The sequence below is a fragment of the Rhodococcus sp. HM1 genome (genome assembly GCF_023218075.1).
Lineage (GTDB): Bacteria > Actinomycetota > Actinomycetes > Mycobacteriales > Mycobacteriaceae > Rhodococcus.
The window spans coordinates 1-23,110 of the sequence record NZ_JALPTB010000026.1 but is presented as its reverse complement, the minus strand read 5'-3'; the positions used below and the strand labels follow the sequence as shown (position 1 = coordinate 23,110).

General features: G+C 66.9%; 22 protein-coding genes and 3 pseudogenes. 9 read left to right on the top strand and 16 right to left on the bottom strand.

Annotated features, from left to right (window positions below):
- Both M1M07_RS15130 and M1M07_RS15125 read right to left on the bottom strand, forming a co-directional pair.
- Positions 1 to 285: a hypothetical protein gene (locus M1M07_RS15130; RefSeq protein WP_197251123.1), complete on the bottom strand. Its 285-nt coding sequence runs from the start codon at positions 283 to 285 to the stop codon at positions 1 to 3.
- Positions 269 to 574, bottom strand: a complete 306-nt coding sequence (locus tag M1M07_RS15125) for a hypothetical protein (protein WP_197251124.1) — start codon at positions 572 to 574, stop codon at positions 269 to 271. The genes M1M07_RS15130 and M1M07_RS15125 overlap by 17 nt, the downstream gene beginning before the upstream one ends.
- Before the next feature lie 124 nt (positions 575 to 698).
- On the opposite strand from M1M07_RS15125, the gene M1M07_RS15120 reads away from it, so the two are divergent.
- Positions 699 to 1,379, top strand: a complete 681-nt coding sequence (locus M1M07_RS15120; protein WP_197251125.1) for a response regulator transcription factor — start codon at positions 699 to 701, stop codon at positions 1,377 to 1,379.
- On the top strand, positions 1,376 to 2,770 hold the full coding sequence (locus M1M07_RS15115; RefSeq protein ID WP_248674779.1) for an ATP-binding protein: 1,395 nt from the start codon (positions 1,376 to 1,378) through the stop codon (positions 2,768 to 2,770). Before M1M07_RS15120 ends, M1M07_RS15115 begins: the two co-directional genes overlap by 4 nt.
- 398 nt (positions 2,771 to 3,168) lie before the next feature.
- On the opposite strand, the pseudogene M1M07_RS15110 reads toward M1M07_RS15115, so the two are convergent.
- The 3 genes and pseudogenes from M1M07_RS15110 to M1M07_RS15100 all read right to left on the bottom strand — a co-directional run.
- Positions 3,169 to 3,534, bottom strand: a pseudogene (locus M1M07_RS15110) (heavy metal translocating P-type ATPase); the annotation flags it as partial.
- 52 nt (positions 3,535 to 3,586) lie between these two features.
- Complete coding sequence (locus M1M07_RS15105) at positions 3,587 to 4,279, bottom strand: DUF305 domain-containing protein (protein ID WP_248674778.1); 693 nt, start codon at positions 4,277 to 4,279, stop codon at positions 3,587 to 3,589.
- On the bottom strand, positions 4,279 to 4,560 hold the full coding sequence (locus M1M07_RS15100) for an SHOCT domain-containing protein (protein WP_248674777.1): 282 nt from the start codon (positions 4,558 to 4,560) through the stop codon (positions 4,279 to 4,281). The genes M1M07_RS15105 and M1M07_RS15100 overlap by 1 nt, the downstream gene beginning before the upstream one ends.
- A gap of 136 nt (positions 4,561 to 4,696) precedes the next feature.
- Between M1M07_RS15100 and M1M07_RS15095 the strand changes: the two genes are divergently transcribed.
- Complete coding sequence (locus tag M1M07_RS15095; protein ID WP_197251164.1) at positions 4,697 to 5,476, top strand: response regulator transcription factor; 780 nt, start codon at positions 4,697 to 4,699, stop codon at positions 5,474 to 5,476.
- Entirely contained in the window at positions 5,473 to 6,615 is a 1,143-nt protein-coding gene (locus M1M07_RS15090) for a cell wall metabolism sensor histidine kinase WalK (protein WP_248674776.1), read from the top strand. The genes M1M07_RS15095 and M1M07_RS15090 overlap by 4 nt, the downstream gene beginning before the upstream one ends.
- 5 nt (positions 6,616 to 6,620) lie before the next feature.
- Here M1M07_RS15090 and M1M07_RS15085 read toward each other — a convergent pair.
- Positions 6,621 to 7,340: pseudogene (locus M1M07_RS15085) on the bottom strand (amidohydrolase family protein); the annotation flags it as partial.
- Between M1M07_RS15085 and M1M07_RS15080 the strand changes: the two are divergent.
- Positions 7,330 to 7,957, top strand: a pseudogene (locus M1M07_RS15080) (GntR family transcriptional regulator). The pseudogenes M1M07_RS15085 and M1M07_RS15080 sit on opposite strands and share 11 nt — an antisense overlap.
- Before the next feature lie 161 nt (positions 7,958 to 8,118).
- Entirely contained in the window at positions 8,119 to 10,083 is a 1,965-nt protein-coding gene (locus tag M1M07_RS15075; protein ID WP_248674775.1) for an aconitate hydratase, read from the top strand.
- Here the strand turns inward: M1M07_RS15075 and M1M07_RS15070 are convergent.
- The 3 genes from M1M07_RS15070 to M1M07_RS15060 all read right to left on the bottom strand — a co-directional run bounded on the left by M1M07_RS15070 (position 10,063) and on the right by M1M07_RS15060 (position 13,402).
- On the bottom strand, positions 10,063 to 11,505 hold the full coding sequence (locus tag M1M07_RS15070) for an NAD(P)/FAD-dependent oxidoreductase (protein WP_248674774.1): 1,443 nt from the start codon (positions 11,503 to 11,505) through the stop codon (positions 10,063 to 10,065). The two genes, M1M07_RS15075 and M1M07_RS15070, sit on opposite strands and share 21 nt — an antisense overlap.
- Positions 11,506 to 11,596: 91 nt before the next feature.
- Complete coding sequence (locus M1M07_RS15065) at positions 11,597 to 12,604, bottom strand: NAD(P)H-dependent glycerol-3-phosphate dehydrogenase (protein ID WP_197251131.1); 1,008 nt, start codon at positions 12,602 to 12,604, stop codon at positions 11,597 to 11,599.
- Positions 12,605 to 12,694: 90 nt separating this feature from the next.
- Positions 12,695 to 13,402 carry a polysaccharide deacetylase family protein gene (locus tag M1M07_RS15060; RefSeq protein ID WP_248674773.1) on the bottom strand — a complete coding sequence of 236 codons (708 nt, stop codon included), beginning with the start codon at positions 13,400 to 13,402 and terminating at the stop codon, positions 12,695 to 12,697.
- A gap of 116 nt (positions 13,403 to 13,518) precedes the next feature.
- On the opposite strand from M1M07_RS15060, the gene rsgA reads away from it, so the two are divergent.
- Both rsgA and M1M07_RS15050 read left to right on the top strand, forming a co-directional pair.
- Positions 13,519 to 14,568 carry a ribosome small subunit-dependent GTPase A gene (gene rsgA, locus M1M07_RS15055; RefSeq protein ID WP_248674772.1) on the top strand — a complete coding sequence of 350 codons (1,050 nt, stop codon included), beginning with the start codon at positions 13,519 to 13,521 and terminating at the stop codon, positions 14,566 to 14,568.
- Between the two features lie 100 nt (positions 14,569 to 14,668).
- Positions 14,669 to 15,478 (top strand): class I SAM-dependent methyltransferase, encoded by an 810-nt coding sequence (locus tag M1M07_RS15050; RefSeq protein ID WP_197251134.1) that lies wholly within the window; start codon positions 14,669 to 14,671, stop codon positions 15,476 to 15,478.
- Positions 15,479 to 15,589: 111 nt separating this feature from the next.
- On the opposite strand, the gene M1M07_RS15045 is transcribed toward M1M07_RS15050, so the two are convergent.
- From M1M07_RS15045 to M1M07_RS15015, 7 genes are all read right to left on the bottom strand, one after another.
- A complete protein-coding gene (locus M1M07_RS15045; protein WP_248674771.1) occupies positions 15,590 to 16,459 on the bottom strand; it encodes an ABC transporter substrate-binding protein in 870 nt (289 codons plus the stop codon).
- Between the two features lie 70 nt (positions 16,460 to 16,529).
- Positions 16,530 to 17,201 (bottom strand): amino acid ABC transporter permease, encoded by a 672-nt coding sequence (locus M1M07_RS15040; protein ID WP_282582078.1) that lies wholly within the window; start codon positions 17,199 to 17,201, stop codon positions 16,530 to 16,532.
- Positions 17,201 to 17,860 (bottom strand): amino acid ABC transporter permease, encoded by a 660-nt coding sequence (locus M1M07_RS15035; RefSeq protein WP_197251137.1) that lies wholly within the window; start codon positions 17,858 to 17,860, stop codon positions 17,201 to 17,203. Before M1M07_RS15035 ends, M1M07_RS15040 begins: the two co-directional genes overlap by 1 nt.
- On the bottom strand, positions 17,850 to 18,614 hold the full coding sequence (locus tag M1M07_RS15030; RefSeq protein ID WP_248674769.1) for an amino acid ABC transporter ATP-binding protein: 765 nt from the start codon (positions 18,612 to 18,614) through the stop codon (positions 17,850 to 17,852). The genes M1M07_RS15035 and M1M07_RS15030 overlap by 11 nt, the downstream gene beginning before the upstream one ends.
- 154 nt (positions 18,615 to 18,768) lie before the next feature.
- A complete protein-coding gene (locus tag M1M07_RS15025; protein ID WP_197251139.1) occupies positions 18,769 to 20,007 on the bottom strand; it encodes an acyl-CoA dehydrogenase family protein in 1,239 nt (412 codons plus the stop codon).
- Between the two features lie 7 nt (positions 20,008 to 20,014).
- On the bottom strand, positions 20,015 to 21,118 hold the full coding sequence (locus M1M07_RS15020) for an LLM class flavin-dependent oxidoreductase (protein ID WP_197251140.1): 1,104 nt from the start codon (positions 21,116 to 21,118) through the stop codon (positions 20,015 to 20,017).
- Positions 21,119 to 21,126: 8 nt separating this feature from the next.
- The gene (locus M1M07_RS15015; protein ID WP_248674768.1) at positions 21,127 to 22,356 is read right to left on the bottom strand and encodes an acyl-CoA dehydrogenase family protein; all 1,230 of its coding nucleotides are present in this window, start codon (positions 22,354 to 22,356) and stop codon (positions 21,127 to 21,129) included.
- 309 nt (positions 22,357 to 22,665) lie between these two features.
- On the opposite strand from M1M07_RS15015, the gene M1M07_RS15010 reads away from it, so the two are divergent.
- Positions 22,666 to 23,013 (top strand): hypothetical protein, encoded by a 348-nt coding sequence (locus M1M07_RS15010; protein WP_248674767.1) that lies wholly within the window; start codon positions 22,666 to 22,668, stop codon positions 23,011 to 23,013.
- Positions 23,014 to 23,110 lie beyond the last annotated feature (97 nt).

Below are 23,110 nucleotides of genomic sequence, written 5' to 3'. Positions count from 1 at the left end.
TCAACCTCCGGATCCGCGGGAGGTCGCATGCGGGACAGTGACTGTGCCTCGGGGTGCGCTCGGTGCGGGTACCGCCGCCGGGGCCCAGCGATCGGCGGAGGTACCGGGTGCAGCGGAGTCGGGGTCGGCCGGGGTGGCCGTTCGCGCCGATGAGTTGTCGGTGGCGTGGGTGGCCATGCCGGCGACGAGGGCGAGTACAGCGCCGCCGGACAGGATGGCGGTGGTGATCTTCGAGCGCAGTGCCCGTGACCGTCGCAGTGTGTGCCGGTCAGTCGTCGGGCTCATGTTTGCTCCTGTGCGGGAAGGGGTGTTCCCGATCCGGTTCCTCGTATGGTTCCTCGTCGTCGTACGGTTCCTCGTTGTCCTCGTCCGGCGCGGTGGCAGGGGGCGTTGATGTGTGCTGCGTCGATGTTCCGTTGCCCGCGGGCGCAGTGCCGGGGACCAGGACTTGGTCGGCGCGGCCGATGTCGCTGGTGGACGAGGCGTTGAGGATCCTGGTGTTCACGGCCAGAGCGGCCGCTCCGATCACCAGGATGGTCACCGCGGCCACGATCACCGCCGTTTTCGATCTCATGGGTCCCCACGGTAGGGGGGCTCCGGTTAAGGAGGGCCCCGGGAAGATACAAGATTCGTCCAAGATCGATCCAGGGGCCGCTGCCCGGTGACGGTCACGTGGGTGACGAGCCGATAATGCGCATGTGCTGGTTCTTGTGGTCGAAGACGACGACTCCGTTGCCGACGGGGTGTGCGACGGATTGATCCGTGCCGGATTCGAGGCCGTGCGAGTGGCCACCGGCGCGGCCGCCGTGGCTGCGGTATCCGAGACCGGCCCGGATTTCGTGTTGCTGGATCTGGGGCTACCGGACATGGACGGCACCGATGTGTGCCGCACCATTCGTGCCGGATCGAAGATCCCGATCATCGTGCTCAGTGCTCGCGCTGACGAGATCGACCGGGTCCTGGCCCTGGAGATGGGAGCCGACGACTATGTGGTCAAACCGTTCGGCATGCGTGAGCTCGTCGCCCGTATCCGCGCCGTCGGCCGACGTGTGGCCGACTCGAGGGACACTCCGCATGCACGGGCCGGGATCCAGGTGGTCGGGACGCTGACCATCGATCGGCGGACCCAGCGGGTGCACCTCGGAGAGCGGGAGATACAGCTGACCGCGAAGGAGTTCGATGTACTCTGCCACCTCACCGAAGATCCTGGGGCGGTGTACCGGCGCTCGGAGATCCTGCATCAGGTGTGGGGCGCCAACTGGTACGGCACCGGCAAGACCCTCGACGCCCATGTGGCCGCCATCCGGAAGAAGCTCGGTGATCCCGGCTGGATCGAGGCCGTACGCGGGGTCGGCTTCCGGATCGCGGTGCCCGCGTGAGATGGCAACTGATGGCCGCGTTCATGGCGATCACCCTGGCCGTGGTGATCGTGCAGGACCTTCCCCTCGGGAGTTATCTGATGCGGACCGAACGCGAACGCATCACCACCGCCCTCGAACGGGATGCGTTCGTACTCGCCGGCCGCAGCGAAGAGGTGCTCGAGGCCGGCGTCCCCGATCCGGCCCTGGTCACCGACGCACAGCGCTACCACCGCAGCAGCGGCGCCCGAGTGGTGATCGTCGACACCTCCGGCACCGCCGTGGCCACCTCCGACGACGACCAGGCCACCGCCGGTTCCTCCTACCGCTCTCGTCCGGAGATCGGTACGGCCCTGTCGGGACAGATCACCACCGGCCAACGCAGTTCGGACAGTCTCGGCACCGATCTGCTCTACGTGACCGTGCCCGTGCTCAGCGGCGAACAGGTCGTCGGTGCCGTACGGCTGACGTATCCGGCCCACGTGGTAACCGACCAGGTTCGCGGCCAACTACGCGCGCTCTGGCTCGTCGCCGCGGTCACCGTGGTCTTGGCCGGCATCGTGGCGTTCCTCATCGCCGGCACGGTGACCCGCCGCTTGCAGCAGCTGCGTCGCACCACCGAACGTCTGGCCGAAGGACACCTCGACGCCCGCACATCCGAGCGTGTCGGCGTACCGGAGATCCGCAGCCTGGCACGGTCGTTCAACCAGATGGCCGACCGCGTCGAATACCTGTTGCGGCAACAGCGTGCCTTCGCAGGCGATGCGTCGCACCAGTTGCGTACCCCGTTGACCGCGCTCCGGTTGCGCCTCGATGGTGCCGCCGACCTCATCGACGCCGATCCTGAGGCGGCCCGTCAAACGCTCGCCTCGGCCCAAGACGAGGTGCTGCGGCTGCAGCACCTCGTCGATGCACTGCTGGTGCTCAGCCGTGCCGACGATTCCGGCACCGCACCGCAGCAAACCGATCTGGCCGCGGTGGCCCGCGCCCGCGTCGAGCAGTGGGAACCCCTCGCCGACGAATCCGGGACGCGAATCACAGTGACGGCACCTGCGGCAGCGCTCGTGCTCGCCGTGCCCGGCGCTGCCGAGCAGATCATCGACAATCTGCTCGACAATGCCCTCGCCGTGTCCTCGCCCGGCACCACTGTCGAGGTCACCATCGACAACGCTGCCTCCGGCAGTGTGGACCTGCACGTGCTCGATCACGGGCCCGGCTTGTCCGCCGAGGACCGCATCCGGGCTTTCGACCGCTTCTGGCGCGCCCGCACCGACACCGAAGGCAGCGGACTTGGGCTGGCCATCGTCGCCCAACTCGCCCGCGCCAGCGGAGCCACCGCCGAATTGCTGTCCCGCAGCCCGGATGGTGGTCTCGACGCCCGCGTTCGATTCCGTGCCGTGACGCCGCGGTAGACCCCCATCCCGTAGATGCCGCCGCCCGTGCTCGAGGCAGGGTCGGGGGCGGGCGGCGGAAGACGACGGTGAACACTTCGGTTCGTTGGCACGGGCACCGGCCGGGACCAAATAGGCAGATGCATCATCGGCATCCCGTCCATCCGATGTAGCCACATCATCAATTGGTGCAGTATCACGTACGCCCTGGTCCATCGTCGCCATCACGTTCATGGCCGCGCTTCTACTGCGTGACCGATCGAACGGGAGGCTCTCCAACCTCTCCCTCCATCGCCCCCATCGTCCCGCGGGATTCGTTCATCTGCGGGAATGCGATCTTCTTTTCGACCGCGTCTCACCGCAGTTCAGAGTGCTGCCAAGGTACGGACCAGTTCGGGCTCGTCGACCCGGGTGCTGTGCCCGGCGAAGAAGATCACCGTGCCCAGCAGTGGGGGAATCCACATGGCGCCGGGGAAATCCGGCGTGGTGTAGCCGAGCAGTTCGGCGACCATGTCGCTGAAGTACACCACCGGTATCGACAGCACCAGCGACACCCAGAAGCGGCGGCGGAACATCTCCCCGTGCGCCCCGTGCCCGGCGTGCCGATCGTGCCCGCCGTGGTCGGCACGAGTGTCGCGCTCGGCGTGGGCGACGTGGGCGAGATGTTCGGCGGTCCCGGCGTGAGCATCGTGCTGCCGGGGTGACGGACTCTGTTCGCCGGAGCGGTCATCGTGCCCGGTCGGGGCTGGATTCGGGCCGGAGTGGCCGTGCTCCGGAGGCGACATCGAAAGCCTCCTGGGGTGCCAGGCCTGGGGGGAAATCGGACAGGGAAATCGGTTACAGAGTGGTCAGCAACTGACGCATGGTGTCGATTTCCTGCTGTTGGGCATCGATGATGTTGTGGGCCAAGGCAACTGTGTCGGGAGACTGTCCGTTCTCGACCTCGGTCTGCGCCATGGCGATGGCGCCTTGGTGGTGGACGATCATCTGGGTGAGGAACAGTCGGGCGGCCTCGGTGCCCTGCGCGGCGGACAGCGCCTGCATGTCCTCGGCGCTCATCATCCCCTGCATACCCGGCATGGACTGCATGGGCATGGACTGCATGGGCATGGACTGCATGGGCATGGACTGCATGGGCATAGACGTCATTCCGGGCATGTTCTGCCAAGCTCCCGGGGCGTCGGTGGGCATCTGTGGCCGGCCCCCCTGGTCGAGCCAGGATTCGAGCTGCTCGATCTCCGGTCCCTGGGCGGCCTTGATCTGCTCGGCCAGCGCGGTCACCTCGGCGGGAATACCCTCTTTCGCCAGGATCATGTCGCTCATCTCGATCGCCTGGGCATGGTGCGGAATCATCATGCGGGCGAACATCACATCCGCCTGATTGTGCGTTACGGCCTCTTCGGCGGGCGAGGTGGCCGTGACGCTCGACGGGGCGGCGGTGGTGGTGCCCGTGTCGGAGTCGCTGCACGCGGCCGCGGTGAACACCACCGCAAGCGCCGCTACGCCGGCAGCGAGAGTCTTCTTGTCCATCAGGGTGTTCCCTTCCTCGAATGGTCATGGAGCACAGGTGAACCCGCGACGATCATCTGCCGACGAGCAGCGAACTCGTCGGCGTCGATCTCGCCGCGGGCGAAACGCGTCTCGAGCAGTCGCAGCGGATCGGGCTCCTGGCCGCCGCGTCCGGATCCGTCCACCCGGTCGGAACGGAACATCATCGCAACCAGATAGATCACCACCGCCCAGAACGCGACCATGCACACGGCCATGACGATCCATACGGTCCAGGTCAGCTGACCTGCCCAGCCCATCATGATCGCCTCCCTTCCCCGGTTCGTGTGTCCAGCCTGGCGCTCCTACCCCGCGATTGCTGTGGAGGCCGTATGAAGATTTGCTCAAGAAGCCCGACCACAGCGTTCGTCGTAGTGAGCGCCGGTGAAGATGGACGTCATGGACTCCTTTGCGCGCACGCCCACCGCAGCCGGTGACCCGGGGCCGCCGCAACGCCCCACGACAGGGCTGCGGGCGATGGTCGTCGAGGACGAGGCGCCGTTGGCGAGCCTGATCGGCTCGTATCTCGAACGCGACGGCTTCGAGACCGTGATCACCGGCGACGGCGCCGACGCGGTGACCCTGGCCCGGCAGGTCGATCCCGATGTCGTGGTTCTCGATCTGGGGTTGCCGGGTTTGGACGGTGTCGAAGTGTGCCGACGGCTGCGCACTTTCTCCGATGCGTACGTGGTGATGCTCACCGCCCGCACCGAAGAGGTCGACACCCTCATCGGGCTGTCCGTCGGCGCGGACGACTACATGACCAAACCGTTCAGTCCCCGCGAGTTGATGGCCCGCATCCGGGCCATGCTGCGCCGCCCCCGGGCCGGCCTCGCCGTACCCACACCCGGTCCCATCCCGGGTGCCGCCGATCGGATCCGTCGGTTCGGTGACCTGACGCTCGATGTCGACGGCCGGGAGGTCACCGTCGGCGGTGTGCCGGTGGCGTTGACCCGCACCGAGTTCGACGTCCTTGCCGCCCTCGCGCGCGATCCCGGGGTGGTGCTCACCCGCGCACAGTTGATCGAGACGGTGTGGGGGCCGGCCTGGACGGGAGACGAGCACCTCGTCGACGTGCACATCGGTCATCTGCGTCGCAAACTCGGTGACGACGCCTCGAGGGGCCGCTATGTGCGCACCGTCCGCGGGGTCGGCTACCGGATGGGTACAGGCGCATGAACCACCAGTCTTCTCCACGAGAATCGTTGCGGCGCATCTTCCCCGGGTCGAGCTTCGGCACCCGGCTGTTTCTCGCGCTGACCGTGGTGGTGGTCGGCTGTGCGGTCAGTGCCTGGCTCGTCGCGTCGTCTCTTGCGCCCGGTATCTTCCACGATCACCTCGGACGGGCCGGTATCGACCACAACTCCAGCCAGGCCGCTCACGTCGAGCAGGCCTTCACCCGGTCGATCGTCCTGGCCTGGGGTCTGGCCGTCGCACTCGCGGTGCTCCTGGCGCTGGTGGTGAGCTGGTATCTGACCCGCCGGGTGCAACGCTCGATCACCGCGGTGACCACCTCCGCCGCCCGCATCGCCGGAGGCCACTACGACACCCGTCTGACCAGCCCCGGACTCGGCCGCGAATTCGACGAACTCGTCGTCACCGTCAACGAACTGGCCCGCCGCCTCGACGCCACCGAAACCACCCGCCGCCGTATGCTCGCCGACCTCGGTCACGAGATGCGCACGCCCATCGCCACTCTCGACTCCTACCTCGAAGCCCTCGACGACGGCGTCCGCACCTTCGACGGCGAGACCCGCCAGGTCCTGCACGCCGCGACCCAACGGTTGTCCCGGCTCGCCCAGGACATCACCGCCGTCTCCCGCGCCGAAGAACACCTCACCCGCATCCGGCCGGTGCCCACCACCACCGGCGCCCTCGTCGACACCGCGGCCGATGCGGTACGCGAACGGTACGAAAGCGCAGGTGTGGCTCTGCAGACCCGCATCGAAGACTCCGAGATCGTGACGGTCGATCCGGACCGGATCGGTCAGGTGCTGGGGAACCTGCTCGACAACGCCCTGCGGCACACCCCTGCCGGAGGAGTCGTCACCGTCACCAGCAGGCGAGCCGACGAGGATCGTGTGCAGATCACCGTCGCCGACACCGGCGAAGGCATCGCACCCGATCACCTCGACCATCTCTTCGATCGCTTCTACCGCGCAGACACCGCCCGCGACCGCGAAAGTGGAGGCAGCGGAATCGGACTGACGATCGCCCGGGCCCTCGTCGAAGCCCACCACGGCCGCATCCGGGCCCACAGCGAAGGACCCGGCCGCGGCGCCGTCTTCACCCTCGAACTGCCGATTGCCGGGCTGTGATCCCAGAGTGCTGCCAGGGTGCGGACCAGTTCGGACTCGTCGACCCCGGTGCTGCGCCCGTCCCGGATCGTCACCTCACCGCCGACGATCACGGTGTCCACGATCCGGCTGGTGCCGGTCGTGAGAACGGCGGCACCCGGATCGCGGACGGCAGGGTCGCGAACTCCCGGTCGAACCGGATCAACGTCAGATCCGCCGGGTCCCCGACGTGCACGCCACCGGAGCGGGCCGGTAGTCCGAGCGCGGAATTGGCTCCGCCCGTGGCGATGTCGAGCATCTGCTCGAATCCGAACAGGGTCGGCCCTGCGTTGCGCCGCCCGCTGCACGTACGCTCCCCTGCGAAGTGATTCGAGCATGTCCTGGGTGTCGTTGCCGGCGGCGCCGTCCACGCCCATGCCCGCGTGCTCCCGGCACATCGTGTCGTCGGTGGTGGTTTCGAGCAGATGGATCGAGACGGTCATGTCGCGGGCCGTCGCGAACTCCCGGATGGCGGCCATGCCCTCGGCCGTGACGGACCGCGGGTTCGGAACCGCGAGCCCGACGGTGACGGCGGATCCGGCCGCGTCCTCCGCCAGCTGGTCGGCATGGGCGAGCACGTCGTCCAGCGGCTGCATGAGCCGCGGCTCGAAGCCCCACTTGCGGGTGGCGTCGGCCCGGTCGGCGACGCCGCGACCGAGTGCCGCGCGAATCCCGTTGTCGCGCAAGCCCCGAAGGATTGCCGAATGTGAGCTGCTCGCGGAATCGGTTCACCCCACGCTCCGAGACCGGATATTCGCGGGGGAGCTGCCGCCCGGCACCGCGCTGTCCGTGCCGGCGCTGGCCGCGAAACTCAACGTGAGCAGGACCCCGGTCCGCGAAGCCGTGCAGCAACTCATCAACGACGGCCTCGCGGTGTACACCAGGAACGCCGGGGCCAAGGTCGAAACGGTCGACGACGAGCCGATCCGGGAGGTGTTCGCGGTGCGCGAGGTGCTCGACGGCTACCAGGCGACGTTGCGGGCCACTCACCAGCAGGTCGCCGACCTCATGGCGATGGTCGACTCACAGCGGTCGATGCTCGACCAGCCCGCCGACCGACGACGGGACTCGCGGCTCGATCTCGACTTCCACACCGCAATCCGCGGCATTGCCGCGAACAAGCCGCTGCGCGAGGCCTTGTTCCGCCTCGACGCGCAGGCACCTGTACCGCTCGGACATGTGGGCGTCCGAGACCAACCGGCAGCTTGTCGTCGAAGAGCACGAACGTATCGTCGCGGCCATCCGGGCCGGCGATGCCGAGGGTGCCCGCGCCGCCAGCTGCGCTCACGTCGCAGGACTGGCGGTGCGGATTCGGCGTCGGTAGAGACCCCTCGTTCGCGAAGGGGCGGGTCGGGTGGTCGCCACGGCGGCCCCAGGCCCCGGAATGCGGTAGTTCCCGCGGTCGAATCGGAGCATCCTGGAGGAAGTGAATCGACAGTGCCGCCCGGTCGGCCTTCGGTGCCCCGGGCGCGGACGGGAGCCACCATGCCGGAGAACGTTGCGCGCAAGCTCATCGGAACGCATCTCGTGTCGGGGAACATGGACCCTGGCGAGGAGATCGCGATCCGGATCGATCAAACCCTCACCCAGGACGCCACCGGAACCCTGGTGATGCAGGAACTCGAAGCGCTGAACCTCGATCGGGCCCGGACAGAGGTCAGCGTCCAGTACGTCGACCACAACCTGCTGCAGGCGGACGAGAAGAACGCCGAAGACCACGAGTACCTGCGTACCGCCTGCCTGCGGTACGGACTGTGGTTCTCCAAGCCGGGCAACGGCGTCTCGCACCCGACGCACATGCAGCGATTCGGGATTCCGGGAAAGACACTGGCCGGATCCGACTCGCACACCCCCGCGGCCGGGTCGCTCGGGATGCTCGCCATCGGAGTCGGCGGCCTCGAGGTTGCGCTGGCCATCGCCGGTGAGCCGCTGAACCTCCGGATGCCCGAGATCTGGGGCGTCGAGCTGACCGGTGCGCTACCGCCGTGGTGCTCGGCGAAGGACGTGATTCTCGAGATGCTGCGCAGGCACGGCGTCAAGGGCGGCGTCGGGCGGATCGTCGAGTACTACGGGCCGGGCCTGGACACGCTCACGGCGATGGACCGCCACGTGATCGCGAACATGGGCGCCGAACTGGGTGCAACCACCACCGTGTTCCCCGCCGACGACGCGGTGCACGAGTTCCTGCGGTCGGAGGGGCGGGAGGACGACTTCGTCGAGGTTGCCGCCGACCCGGGTGCGGGATACGACCTGGTCGAGCACATCGACCTGTCCGCCGTCGAACCGCTGATCGCGAAGCCGTCGTCGCCGGGCAATGTCGTGCCCGTGCGGGAGGTCGCCGGAGAACCGGTCGCGCAGGTGGTCATCGGGTCCTCGGCAAACCCCGGACTGCGCGACTTCGCGATCGCGGCCGCGATGGTCGCCGGGCGGCAGACCCTTCCGGAGGTCAGCTTCGACATCAACCCGTCCTCGCGGGAGATCTACTCCGACCTCACCCGCATGGGCGCCACGCTCGACCTGATCACTGCCGGAGCTCGCATCCACCAGTCCGGATGCATGGGCTGCATCGGCATGGGGCAGGCCCCGGCGACCGGGCGGAACTCGTTGCGCACCATGCCGAGGAACTTTCCCGGTCGCTCCGGAACCCGGGAGGATTCGGTGTGGTTGTGTTCGCCGGAGACCGCGGCCGCGTCCGCACTCACCGGTCGCATCACCGATCCCCGCGACTGGGCCGCGGAGGTCGGCACGGACTACCCGAAATTGAACCTGCCCGCCGAGGCCTCGGTGAACACCGCGATGCTCGTCCCGCCGCCCCCGGAAGAAGACGCACGCGGGATCGAACCGGTGAAGGGGCCGAACATCTCGTCGCTGCCCGATTTCCCGCCGCTGCCGGACCGGATCGAGGCGCCCGTTCTGCTGAAGGTCGCGGACAACATCTCCACCGACGAGATCTCGCCGGCGGGAGCCCGGGCACTGCCGTTCCGGTCCAACATCCCCAAGCTCTCGCAGTTCACGTTCACACAGGTCGACGAAACCTACCCCGACCGGGCCGCGGAAACCAAGGACACCACCGGACACATCGTCGTCGGGGGAGAGAACTACGGTCAGGGATCGTCGCGTGAGCACGCGGCCATCACGCCGCGGTATCTCGGTCTCCGCGCCGTGCTCGCGAAGTCGTTCGCACGGATCCACTGGCAGAACCTCGCGAACTTCGGTGTCCTCGCCCTCGAATTCGCGAACCCGGACGACTACGACGCCATCGAGCAGGGCGACGTGCTCGTCCTCGACGGGCTTCGTGACGCTCTCGTGGCAGGACCCGAGCTGTCGGTGCACAACTCGACCCGCAACATCGATATTCCGGTGCGGCACAGGCTGTCGCCCCGGCAACTCGAGGATGTGCTGGCCGGCGGGATCATTCCGAAACTCGCGCTACGGCAGGAAGGTCGGTGATGGCTCTGTCGAAGGTACCGGCACGCGGTAGTTCTCACGGTCGAACCTGCGGGTGCGCCACCGGTAGCGCCACGCGTAATCGGGCCACAACGAACGGTTGATGCCACCGCGGTCGAGGTACCAGCTGTCGCAGCCGGACGTCCACGCGGTTCCCGCCGACCGCTCGGCCATCTCGGCGCCGAACCGGGCCGGCGCCTGCTCGTCTACCTCGAGGGCCTCGACTTCTTCGCGATCGGTTACATCCATTGCGGCTGCGGCATAACGGAACTGGGATTCGAGCATAGTGAGAACCGACGTGTGTGCCAGGCCGGTGTTGGGGCCACCCAGAACGAACATGTTCGGGAACCCCGAGACGGTGATACCCAGGTGCGCTTGCGCGCCCTCGCGCGCCCAGCGTTCGAGAAGGACGATTCCGCCCCGACCGGACACCGGCACCGATGCGAGCGCGCCCGAGACGTGAAATCCCGTGGCATACACCAGGGCGTCGGCAGGGTGCTCGCGACCGTCCGCGGTGACGACGGAGTTCCCGGCGAGGCGTGCGATCGGTGACGGCACCAGCTCGACGTTCTCCCGCCTCAGGGCGGGATAGTAGTCGTCGGAGAACAGGATTCGCTTACAACCGATCCGGTAGCCCGGGGTCAGTGTCTCACGCAGCGCCGGATCGTCGATTCCGTCGTGCAGGTGCCTCAGTGCGCGAGCCTCGAGCCGGTCCGGCGAACCCGTGAAGGAGCCCAATCGCGACTCCGCGCGCCAGTATTCGAGTGCCCGTCGAGCCGGACGGGGGAGCGGCAGCCGGGGTGCGGTGCGTGGCAGGATCCACGGTGCGGTGCGCTGCACGACGGTGACGTGTTCCGCGATCTCGGCGAGCCGGGGAACGATTTGTATTGCGCTGGCGCCGGTTCCGACGACGGCAACGCGTCGGCCGGTGAGATCGAGGGAGTGGTCCCAGCGTGCGGTGTGGACGGCGGGGCCGTCGAACGTGCCGTCCGTGCGGGGGATCCGCGGAACGTTGAGTGCGCCCACCGCGAGGACGAGGAAACGTGCCTCGTAGGTGGTTCCGCGGTCGGTGGTGACGTGCCAGCGTTGCGTGCGCTCGTCCCAGCGGCATCCGGTGGCGCCGACCCCGCACGTGATGCGCTCGAGCAGGCCGGGCTCGTCGGCGAGTTCGTGCAGATGCGCGAGGATCTCCGGTTGGCCGGCGCGTCCCCGGGCCCACGTCGCCTGCGGGGCGAACGAGTACGAGTACAGCGCCGGCGGGATGTCGCATTCGCAGCCCGGGTAGGTGTTGTCGCGCCACGTCCCACCGAGGGAATCCGCGCGTTCGAGAACCCGCACGTCCCGGCCGCGGCGATGCAGGTGCACGGCGGCACCGAGGCCGGCGAATCCGGCGCCGATGATGAGCACTTCTGTGGACGACGACACCTGAACAGTGTTCAAGTTGTGGTTTGAACAGTCAAATCGGGGAATCTATAGCTCTCTAGTGTCTCTCCGAGAAAGCTGAATATTCGGCTGATCAGACGAGGTCTTCCTCGTCACCGGGCGCGCGCTTCCGGAGACCGCGGTAGGCCTCGGTGGGGGTGTGACGTCCCGCGACCACCGCTTCGACCTCGGCGGCGATCGGCATCTCGACGCCGTACTCGCGGGCCAGTTCCATCACCGTCGGCGCGGTCTTGACACCCTCGGCGACCTGCCCCAACTCGGCGACCGCCTCCTCGACGGACAGCCCACGTGCGATCGCCTCGCCCACTCGGCGGTTGCGGGACGCCGGGCTCATGCACGTGGCGATCAGATCGCCCATGCCGGTCAGGCCCGAAAAGGTCCGCGGTTGCGCGCCCATCGCCACACCGAGCCGGATCATCTCGGCGAGTCCCCGCGAGAGCACCATTGCGCGGGTGTTGTCGCCGACCCCGAGACCTTCGGCCATGCCGGCCGCGATCGCAATGATGTTCTTCAGGACCCCGCCCAACTCGCAGCCGAGCACGTCCGTGTTGCGATAGACGCGGAACACTTTCGCCGCGAACAGCGGTTGCAGCGCGCTCGCGATCGACTCGTCCTGCATCGCCACCACCGCCGCGGCAGCCAGGCCGTCGGCGATCTCGCTGGCGATGTTGGGGCCGGCGAGCAACCCGACCGGGTGCCCCGGCATGCACTGCGCGACCACCTCGGTCGGACGCAGCCGGGTGCCCGGCTCGAGACCTTTCGCGAGCGAGACGATCGGCACCCACGCGCGCACCTCGTCGGCGATCTGCTCGAGCGTTTCCCGCACGGCGTGGGAGGGCACACCCACGACCAGCACGTCCGCCTCGTGCGCGGCCTCGACCAGGTCGTCGGTGGCGCGCAGTTCCGCGGGAAGCTCGCGGTCGCCGAGGTAGCGGCTGTTCCGGTGCTCCTCGTTGATCTCCGCCGCGGTGTCGGATTTCCGCGACCACAGCAGCGTCGGTGTGTTCTGGGCCGCGAGCCCCGCGACCGTGGTCCCCCACGATCCGGAACCGAGAACGACGACGCGAACCGGACGTGCCATCTGCGATCACTCCTGTCTGGTTTCTGCCGGTGAGTCCTACAGATCTCCAGCGTGTCAGGAGGCGGGGACCAGCGGGTACGTTTCGGTCGGTCAGGAGCCGAGGAGCTCCAAGACCGTCACGAACCGGAAGCCCTTCGCCTGCAAACCGGCGACGATCCCCGGAATCGAGTCGAGCGACGACTGCCGCGCCGGATACATCGCATGCAGCAGGATGATCGACCCCGGGCGGGTCTGCGCGAGTGCTGTGTCGACCATCGTGGCCGCGTCGGCGGCGACGGAGTCCGGTTCCACGTCCCACATCACCGTGGTCCGGTCGTGTGCGTCGAGATACCGGGGGAGGACGACGAGCTTCTTGCTGTAGGGCGGGCGGAACGTGATGTCGCCGTCGAACCCGGCGGCGCGGATCTGCGCGTCCGTGCTCTCGATCTCCTCGCGCACGGTGTCGCCGCCGACGAGGATCATCCGCCGGTGCGTTTTCGTGTGGTTGCCGAGTTCGTGCCCGGCTTCGACGATCGCGCGTCCCATCTCGGGGTGTGCGGCCAGCTCGGTGCCGGTGACGTAGAAGGTCGCCGGCACACCTGCTTCGGCGAGGACACGCAGAACTTCGGGAGTGCGGTCGGACGGTCCATCGTCGAGGGTCAACGCGACGAGCTTGTCGTCGGTCTCGACCCGGTGCACGAGATCGCCGAAAAGCTGGTAGGTGCGCGAGTTCGAGAGCGTGTAGAGCCCGAGCACGGTGGCGATCACGAGCAGCACCGCGACGGCGACGGTGATCACGATGCGGAGGCGTCTCGTCATCGGTCCAGGCTGCCCCATCCGGAAATTCGATTGCGCTGCGGTGCCACCGGGTTCACCATCGGAATCTGTCGGAGCGGGACATGGGCCCCGCGCGCCACCATGAATCAGGAGTCACCGTGCACCCCGATGTCCTACCCGGAATCGAACCTCTGGCCGAGTACGGCTGGACTCCGCGGATTGCAGAACGCTTCGCGGACAGCGATATTCAGGGGACGCCGGGACGAATCGTGCGGGCCGGTCGCGGCCACAGCGAAGCCGTGACCTCCGCGGGCCCGCTGCGGGTGCGGTCGTCGGGTCATCGGGTCTGTACCGGCGACTGGGTGATCGTGCGCGAACCTGCCACCGACGGCGACACGGTCGGCACGGTCTGCGCCGTGCTGCCGCGTACCGGTGCGATCCGTCGCGCCGACGCGTCGGGGCGATCGGAGGAGCAGGTCCTCGCCGCAAACGTGGACACCGTCGTGGTGACGGCCGCGGCGGACACGCTCGATCTCGGCCGCGTGGAACGCCTGCTTGCCCTGGCCTGGGACAGTGGAGCTCAGCCGGTCGTCGCGCTCACGAAGGTCGACGTCACGACGGAACCGGTGTTCGAGCAGGTCGTGGCGCTCGCGCCCGGCGCGAACGTGGTCGAGGTGTGTGCACCGGAAGGGGCTGGGCTGAGCGAACTGCGCGACCGGATCCAGGGCACCGTCGTCTTCCTCGGGGCATCCGGTGCCGGGAAGTCGACGCTGGTCAACGCGTTGTGCGGCCGCGACATCCAGGCAACAGCGCCGGTGCGGCACGGCGACGGCAAGGGCCGGCACACCACCACCGATCGGGAGATGTTTCCGCTGGGAGACGGCATCACCCTCATCGATACACCGGGCCTGCGCGGGGTCGGAATGTGGGACGCCGATGCCGGTATCGCCGCGGTGTTCCCCGAGATCGACGATCTCGCGCAGCACTGCCGCTTCACGGACTGTGCGCACGAGACCGAGCCTGGATGTGCGGTCCGCGCTGCCGTCGAACAAGGCGACCTCGACGCGCGACGGGTGGAGAGCCACCGAAAGCTGCGCCGCGAGAACGAGTGGGTAGCGGCGCGTGCCGATGCGCGGTTGCGGCACGAGCGGAACCGGGAGGCCAAGGTGATCAGCCGAGCGATCCGGGCGTACTACCGCGACCGCTGATGCGCGGCATCGCCTGGTGCGTTTCACGGAGCGTGCGTCGGCGTTCTCATGATTTAGGATTGGTTTCCCACTTATTGGGCAGGTCGCCTAAGCTCGAGGCATGGGCAACGAAGAGGTCGTCTACACACACGGTCACGACGAGTCGGTGCTGCGCGGTCATCGCTGGCGCACGGCCGAGAACTCCGCCGCGTATCTGCTGCCGCACCTGCGGCCGGACATGACTCTCCTCGACGTCGGATGCGGTCCCGGGACGATCACCGCAGACTTCGCCGGGTTGGTCGCCGAGGTCACCGCCGTCGAAATGAACGACGAGGCCCTCGATCTCGCTCGAAAGGAGTTCACCCGGCGCGGGATCACCAATGCCGAGACGGTCGTCTCCGACATCCACACACTCGACTTCCCCGACGACACCTTCGATGTCGTCCACGCCCACCAGGTCCTGCAACACGTCGGCGACCCCGTGCAGGCGCTGCGCGAGATGGCTCGGGTCTGCAAGCCGGGCGGCATCGTCGCCGCCCGTGACGCCGACTACGGCACCTTCACCTGGTACCCGGAGAATCCCGAACTCGACCGGTGGCTGTCGCTCTACCACGACATCGCCCGCGCGAACGGTGGCGAACCCGACGCGGGGCGGCGTCTGCGGGCCTGGGCGCACGCCGCCGGCCTGGACGATGCGGTCACCACCGCGAGTACGTGGTGTTTCTCGTCCGACGAGGACCGCGAGTGGTGGGGCGGGTCGTGGGCCGACCGGGTTCTGAAGTCGAACTACGCCGACCGGGCCGTCGAACTGGGTCTCGCAACCGGCGACGACCTCGCACGTATCTCGGACGGCTGGCGTACCTGGGCTGCCGACAACGACGGTTGGTTTGCGCTGCTCCACAGCGAGATCCTGTGCCGCATAAGCGGGTAGCGCCGATGCTCTGAGCTCGGTGTAGAGGGCACAGAAATCACAGCGGGCAGACCCGTTGGGGTCGTGACGATCTCACAACCCCAACGGGTATCCGTCCCGATTCAGCCGTGACTACAGGAGGTTGGGCTCACCGGGATCGGCGAGTTCCGGATCCAAGTCGTACTTTTCGAGCGCTTCCGTAATTGCTCCGCTGGAACGAAGCTCGCTGATGTCGGCGTTCAGAGCGGTGGTGAGCTCAGGGGTGCTGTTGTTGGTCGGCCACGTCGCCTGTCCCGGTGCCGTCGAGGCCGTGACCCGAGAATCGGCGGGCGGCATGACGCCGGCGACTCCGGAAACACCCTCGGTCAACGCGTTGTACCCGAGACTGCTCATCACCACCGCGTCGAGCCGCCCGGCCTGCAGATCCTGAACCGCATCCTGGAATGTTTGGTACAGCTTGAAATTGTCGCCGAGCAACTTCTGGAAATCGTCGTCCCAGAGTCCTCCGGTGGAACCGCCGAGGCGGAGGTTGTCGCTGACCAGCTGCTGGATCGAGGTCACCGTGCCTCCCTTGGAAACGATCTCGAGTGCGTCCTTGTAGATCGGATCGGTCAGGGTCGTGACCGCTGCGCGCTCGGCCGTACGGTAGATGTCGCCGACCGTGATGTCGGCGCGGCCGGACTGCACCGCCGGGATGGTGGCAGCGTAGGAGCCGAGGGGAAGCACCTTGATTTCCAGGCACTCCCACTCGGCGATCTGCCGCAGCAATTCGCCCTCGATGCCCACGAGATTGCCGGAGCTGTCGGTATAGGCCGCCGGCTCGTAGGGGGCGAGGGCAACGGTCAGCTCGCCCTCGCTGACGGTGCTGAACTGATGTCGCGGAGTGCACTCCGCCGCACCGGCGCCGGCCGTCGAGGCCGAGTCGCCGGAGCCGCAGGCCCCGAGTGTCACGGCTGCCATCACCGCTGCGAGGGCGACGGCGCTGAGTTTTGCGGGCTTCATTCTCGTGATCCTTACTGGTGGAGCGTTGGACAGTGGAAAAGGTGTTCCTGGAGCGGCGCCATGGATGGCGTCAGGCGGCGGCCGCCACGTGACGCCCGAGCCGCTTTTCGAGTAGACGGACACCCGCCGCGCTCGGCAGGGTGATTGCGGCGTACATGAGTCCGGCGAGGCTGAGCACCTGCATGTACAGGAAGGTGCTGGCCCCGATTCCGTAGGCCTGGGCCATCAGTTCCGGCACCGCGATCGTGAACGCCAGGGACGTGCCTTGGAAGATCAAGATCGCGAAATTCAACAGCGGCGGGATCGCGATCCTGATGCCCTGAGGAACGATGACGTATCGGAGACGATCCGCTGTTCGTAGCCCGAGGGCACGCGCTGCATCTTGCTGCCCGTGCGGCACGGCCGCGAGTCCGGAACGGAAGATCTCGCTGGTGTAGGCAGCGGTGATCACGGCAATGCTCACCACCGCGGCCACGAAACTGCTGAACGTGATGTTCACCTGCGGCAGCCCGAAGTAGACGAGTTGGAGTACGACCAGCATCGGGGTGCCTCGTGCGATCTCGACGATTCCGACGCAGGCCCACCGCAGCGACCGGCCCTTGCTGCCGACACCGATCGCGAGCAACAGGCCCAGCGGCAGACCGACCGCCAGCCCTACGACTGCCAACCGGGCGCTCACCCAAAGTCCTTGCGCCAACGGGCCGATTTGCTGAGCCCAGTCGTGTAGCAGACCGCCGCCCATCACGCTACTGTCCATTTCTGATGCAACCATCGGTCGAGCCACCGTGAGAGAGCGGCGACGGGGAGGCTGAGGACTATGTACAGCCCGGCGGCCAAGGCGAAGATCGTCAGCCCTTTGTACGTGTTCTGCGCAGCGATCTGGGCGCGGTAGGTGATCTCGGCGACGCCGAGGGTCGATGCAATCGCGGTGTCCTTGAGCAGGCCGATCAGCAGAGTGGCCGTCGGCGGAATCGCGACTCTAGCCGCCTGCGGCACAGCAACGTCGAGGAACAGGCGTCGCTCCGACAGCCCGAGCGTCCGTCCGGCTTCCCACTGGCCTTTCGGGACCGCCGCGATCCCGGCGCGGTAGATCTCGGCCATCATCGCCGCAGTGAGGAGCCCGAGCCCGAGAACCGCTGCGGCGAACTGGGAGAAGCGGATTCCGGCTTGAGGAAGTGCGAAGTAGATGAGGAACAGCCAGGTGATCATCGGAATTCCACGGGCAAGGTCGATGATCATGACGGCGAGTCCACGCGTCAGACGGAACTGCGAACGACGCGCCAACACCAGAGGGACGCCGACTACGGCGCCGATCGCGAACGATGCGACCGTGAGTTCGAGGGTGAGAGGGATTCCTCCGACGAGGTCCCCGAACTGGTCCCAACCATTGCTATCGCTCATGGAGTGCCCCTAGGAACTGTTGTGTCCGTGCATGAGTCGGATTCCTGAGCACCTGTTCCGGCGGTCCGGACTCGATCGCCCGGCCATCGGCCATCACGAGGATACGATCGGAAACCTCTTCCGCGAAGTGCAGTTCGTGGGAGACGATCAGCATCGTCATCCCCTCGTCGGCGAGTTCCCGCATGACCGCGAGCACCTCCAGGCCCAGTTCGGGATCGAGCGCCGAAGTCGGCTCGTCGAACAACATGACCGAGGGGTCGAGTGCCAGCGCGCGGGCAATCGCGACGCGCTGCTGCTGGCCACCGGACAACCGTGTCGGATGCTGCGCCGCCTTGTCGGCGAGTCCGACGCGTTCGAGCAGGTCGAGTGAGCGGGCGTTCGCTTCCGCTTTGGAGCGTCCGAGCACACGAGTCTGGGCGAGTGAGACGTTCTGCAGCACGCTGAGGTGCGGGAACAGATTGAACGACTGGAACACCATCCCGACGCGGCGACGTAGCTCGGCGAGTTCCTTGCCTGCCACGGTCGTTCCGTCGGCACCACGTACCTGGATTCCGTCGACCACGATCTCTCCGGCGGTCGGTGCGTCGAGCAGGTTGATGCAGCGCAACAGACTGCTCTTGCCGGCTCCGCTGGGGCCGATGATCGCCAGAACCTCACCCCGTGCCACCGTGAGCGACACGTCGGTGACCGCGTAATCGTCGGTGAACTTCTTGCCGACGCCTCGGAGCACTACGGCGCCCGGTGAGGAGTCCACAGGCACAAGGTGATTCGGTCCGATGGCCGATGTGTGCGCTTCTGACATGTCCTATCCGGCTTTGTAGGGTTTCTCGGTCTGTTCGCTTCGTGCAGTGGGTTGTTCGTGCTGTCGTAACCGGCGTCGTGTCCTGGCCGGCTCACACGAGACACCTTCAGAACACGAAGTCGGGAAGAGTGCCGCTCCCGATCGCGGAAACGACTTCGGCTCCGGCGGTGGCGTACGCCCACTGGGCGGGATCGTGCAGCGTGTGAGTGCGGGCGTCACGCCAGTAGCGGTTCAGATTGAGTCGTTCGTCCGCGGCGCTGCCACCACACCATGCGAAGACCTCGCTGGAGATCTCGACAGCGAGTTCTGCCGCCAAGCCTTTGACCTGTTCTGCAGCGACCACCGCCGCCTGCATGTCGACATTCTTTTCGGTTCGAACCGCGTATTCGAGCAGTGATGCTGCGTGTGCGAGCAATGCCCTTCCCGCATGGACGCGGGCCGTTGCCGCGCCGACCGAGCGCTGGACGAGCGGATCGTCGCCGGCGTGCCGGAAGCCCCGTCCGGGCGCCGGTCGAGCACGCTCTGCAAGGAACCGCAGTCCGTCGGCCAGGGCACCCTCTGCAGTTCCGATGTCGATCGCTGCGTGTAACAGGCGACCCACGTAGTGGGTCGCGCGGCGGGACTCGGCCCCGGCCCAGGGACGGATCACGTGTGTGTCGGGTACGCGAACCGCGGCGAAGGTGACAGTGCCACTGCCTGTCGACCGCTGCCCCATGCCCGCCCAGTCGTCGGTCACGGTGATCCCGTCTCGCTCGGTCCTCGTGAACCCGAGCGACATTGTGTCGTCACTGCCGCGTACCGCGACCCCCAGCCAGCTCGATCCTGGTGCGCCGGTGCAGTAGTACTTGCTTCCATCCAGTTCCCAAGTGCCCTCGTCGGTTTGACGGAACAGTGTCGAATGCTGTGCGCCGTCGGCTGCGCCACGCTCCGCGATAGCGTTTCCTACGCGGCCGCCGGCGACGACATCAGGGAGGAGCACCGACTGCAACTCTGTTCCACCGTCGAGGAGCACCGCGTCGACCAATTGGAAGTGCGGCTGCAGTGTCTGCGCGACGGACGCATCGGCGGTTGCCAACAGCCGGATCACCTCGATCACAGCGCCGGCTCCTGCACCGGCGCCGCCCCACTCGACAGGTATTCCAGCAGCGAGTAGGCCGCTGGACGCCACTTGCTCGAGTGCTGCTGCGGGGTACCTGCCGGCGCGGTCACGTTCGGAAGCTGATGATCGCAGCTCGTCGGCCAGTTCCCGGGCAACGTCGAGTACATCTGCGTCTCCGCGCAACACCGCCGCTGAGCCGTCTCGGTCGAGAACCGGCGGCTTGTCGTCTACGTATGCAGAACTCATCGCTTCACTACTCCACCAGGCCGAGTTTGCGGAGCTCGGGGACGATCCCCTCGCCGACATGAAATGCTTCTTCGTCGCACGGATATCCGGACAAGATGAACTCGTCGATCCCCAGTTTCCGGTGGTACTCGGCGAGGCGGGACGCGACCTCTGCGTAGCTCCCGACGAGCGCCGTTCCGGCACCCGGTCGGACGAGTCCGATTCCCGCCCAGACGTTGGGGTAGATCTCGAGATTGTCGCGGTCCCCCTGATGCAGAGCGCGCATTCGCTGGAGCCCGACCGCACTCGACTGTGCTTGTGCGCGTTGCTGGTGCGCGATCGTCTCCGCGTCGACGTCGGCCAGCAGTGCGTCTGCCGCCTGCCAAGCCTCAGCGCTGGTCTCACGACCCACCACGTGGAAGCGGATTCCGAATCTCACCGACCGCCCCGCAGCGGCGGCCAACTCTCTGACGGTGTCGAGGTGGTCCGCGAGGTACTTCGTGGGGGGTTCTCCCCAAGTCAGGTACACGTCCGCGTGCTTTGCCGCAACCCGAAGTGCAGCATCGGATGAGCCGCCGAAGTAGATCTCCGGTCGCGTCGTCGGGGTGGGTATCGTCCCGCCTTCCACCCAGAGGTGATCCCCGCGAAAGTCGAAACCTGGACTGTCCCATACCCCTTTGAAGATTGTCAGAAACTCGTCGCAGCGGGCGTAGCGGCCGTCCTTGTCCAGCGGGTCCCCGAACCGCCGTTGCTCGACATCGCTGCCACCGGTGACGATGTTGATCAACAACCGTCCGTTGCTGTGGCGTTGAAAGGTGGCAGCTTGCCGAGCGGCCAGCGCCGGACTGATCGTTCCGGGCCTGAACGCGACGAGATATCGGAGCCGGCGGTGGATCTGGCTGAGCGCCGCAGTGCTGATCCACGCGTCTTCGCAGTAGGTGCCCGTCGGTGTCAGGACCGCATCGAAGCCGTTCGCTTCGGCCGCGCCGGCAACTGCGGAAAGGTACTCGAGGTCCGGTTTTCGTGTGCGGCCCAACTCCAGGTTGCCGCCGACCGCGACGGTGGTTCCGGACTCGTGCGGCGTGCGACCGTCGCCGTTGGTGGGGAGGTACCAGTGCAACTTGATGGACATCAGGTGACTCAGATCAGTACGCCGGCGGGAGGCAGGGTGCCGTTGAGCGTGTGGTTGCCGATGTGTACGTACTTCCAGCGCGCGGGGTCGTGCAGTGAGTGAACACGAACGTTTCGCCAGTGCCGGTCCAGGCCGTACTTCTCGTCGGTCGAACTTGTGCCGGCCAGTTCCAGGACGCCGGTAGCGATTTCCGGACCGAATTCCTGCGCGAGCGCCTTGGCCTCGGCAACGGCAAACGATGCGGCGGTCGCAGTCTCGTGGGTGAGCGGAGTCTCCTCGACCGCAGTCTGGACGGCGCCGGCCGCCCTCTCGAGCAGCGCCTCGAGCGCATGCAGGCGCGTCGTGAGTTCACCGAAACGGCGCTGGATATGCGGCTCCTCCGAGGCCGGTGCGTCGTTCCACTCGACCCAGGGACGGGTCTTGCTGCGTACGAAACCGGCTCCGTCCTCGAGTGCGGCACGGGCGATTCCCACGTCGATCGCAACATGGAGTGCCTGATCGAGAGGCGTGATCACCGACGCGGCAGGGCTTTTCGGGTTTTCCGGAGCTTCTCCGTAGTCGATCGCCCTGCCGTCCGGGATGAACACGGCATCGAACGTCACCGCGCCGCTGAAAGTGGTGCGCTGACCGAACGACGACCATTGGTCGAGGTCGAGCGTGAGCCCATCGGAATCGGGTGTGACGAAACCGAGGAGTCCGCCTCGGTCGCCGTACTTGGCGTCGACGCTGATGAGCCCGGCGCCGAGGGCGCCTGTTGCGTAGTACTTCTGGCCGGTGACGACCCACCCGCCACGGGCGTCGTCGCGCTCGGCGCGCGTGTTGCGGTTCCAGCCGTTCTTGGTGCCGCGCTCGGCAGATGCGTTACCGAGGTGCGCGCCGGCGAGCACCGTGTCGTAGATGAACCGACGTGTCGGCTCGTCCGCGTCGGTGCGGGCGCATTCGAGAAGCACGAAGTGGGCGAGAACGAGCTGAGCGACAGCCGGATCGGCGACGGCGATGCGGCGGAACACATCGATCACAGTCACGAAGTCGAGGCCGGAGCCGCCGTACTCTCGGGGGATCCAGATGCTGAGCAGCCCGGTCGAGGCGAGGTCGGCGAGTTCGGCCAGCGGCTTCGTCTTCAGTCGGTCACGCTCGATCGAACCCGGGCGGATGCGGTCCGCAAACTCGTCGGCAGCGGCGAGTGCCGCTTGCGCGTCTGCGAGCAGGGGAGGGGTGGAAATGGTCAGCGAAGTCACGTCCCGGACCATAGCAGACTAAAATGGTCTACTTAGTCAGGTACGAGCGCTCCTACTTATCGGCGATGGATCGGAATCTGTGGCCGACGCTCGGTGGAGGGAGCCGCCTTCCCTGACGGACGAACCAGGCATCCGAGTCTCTGATCAGGGAATATGTCGGATTCGACACCGGAATCCTCGGCCCCGATACCGATGGATCGGACGGCAATGAGCGAGCGGATTTCTACACCCATCCACACGCCGCGGCATTAAATATCATCCTGACGATAATTCTTCTGCCATGAAATTCGTCTGGCTAACGTTCCGGCTATGTCGTCCGCTCTTCAGTTCATTCGTAGCGACTCTCTCCAACCGGCACTTGGACGCGCTGATGCGCAGCCCGCGCTGCGGTCGGCGTCAGCCGCCGTGATTCCACTGGAGTTGGTCTACGACCGAACCGACCCGGACGCCGAGCAGGCATGGATCGAAGATATCTATCACTGCCCCGACACCGATCGCGTCTGGCTCTTGCTCATGCTGGGCGATGGTCAGGCAGCCGATCTGAAATTGCCGGAGGACAGTTTGGCCTGGCTCGACCTCCAGGTAGGTCAGATCGTGCTCGTGAAGCCCTTGGCCACAGCAGTCACCCCCGAGTTGGCTCATTTCGTTAGTGCGTGAGTCAGGACCCCGAAATCCGGTCGAGCAGGGCCTGCAGGTCGGCATCGACCTGCGGCGGGAAGGTGTGCCGGGTGCCGTTGATCGCGATGGTCGCCGA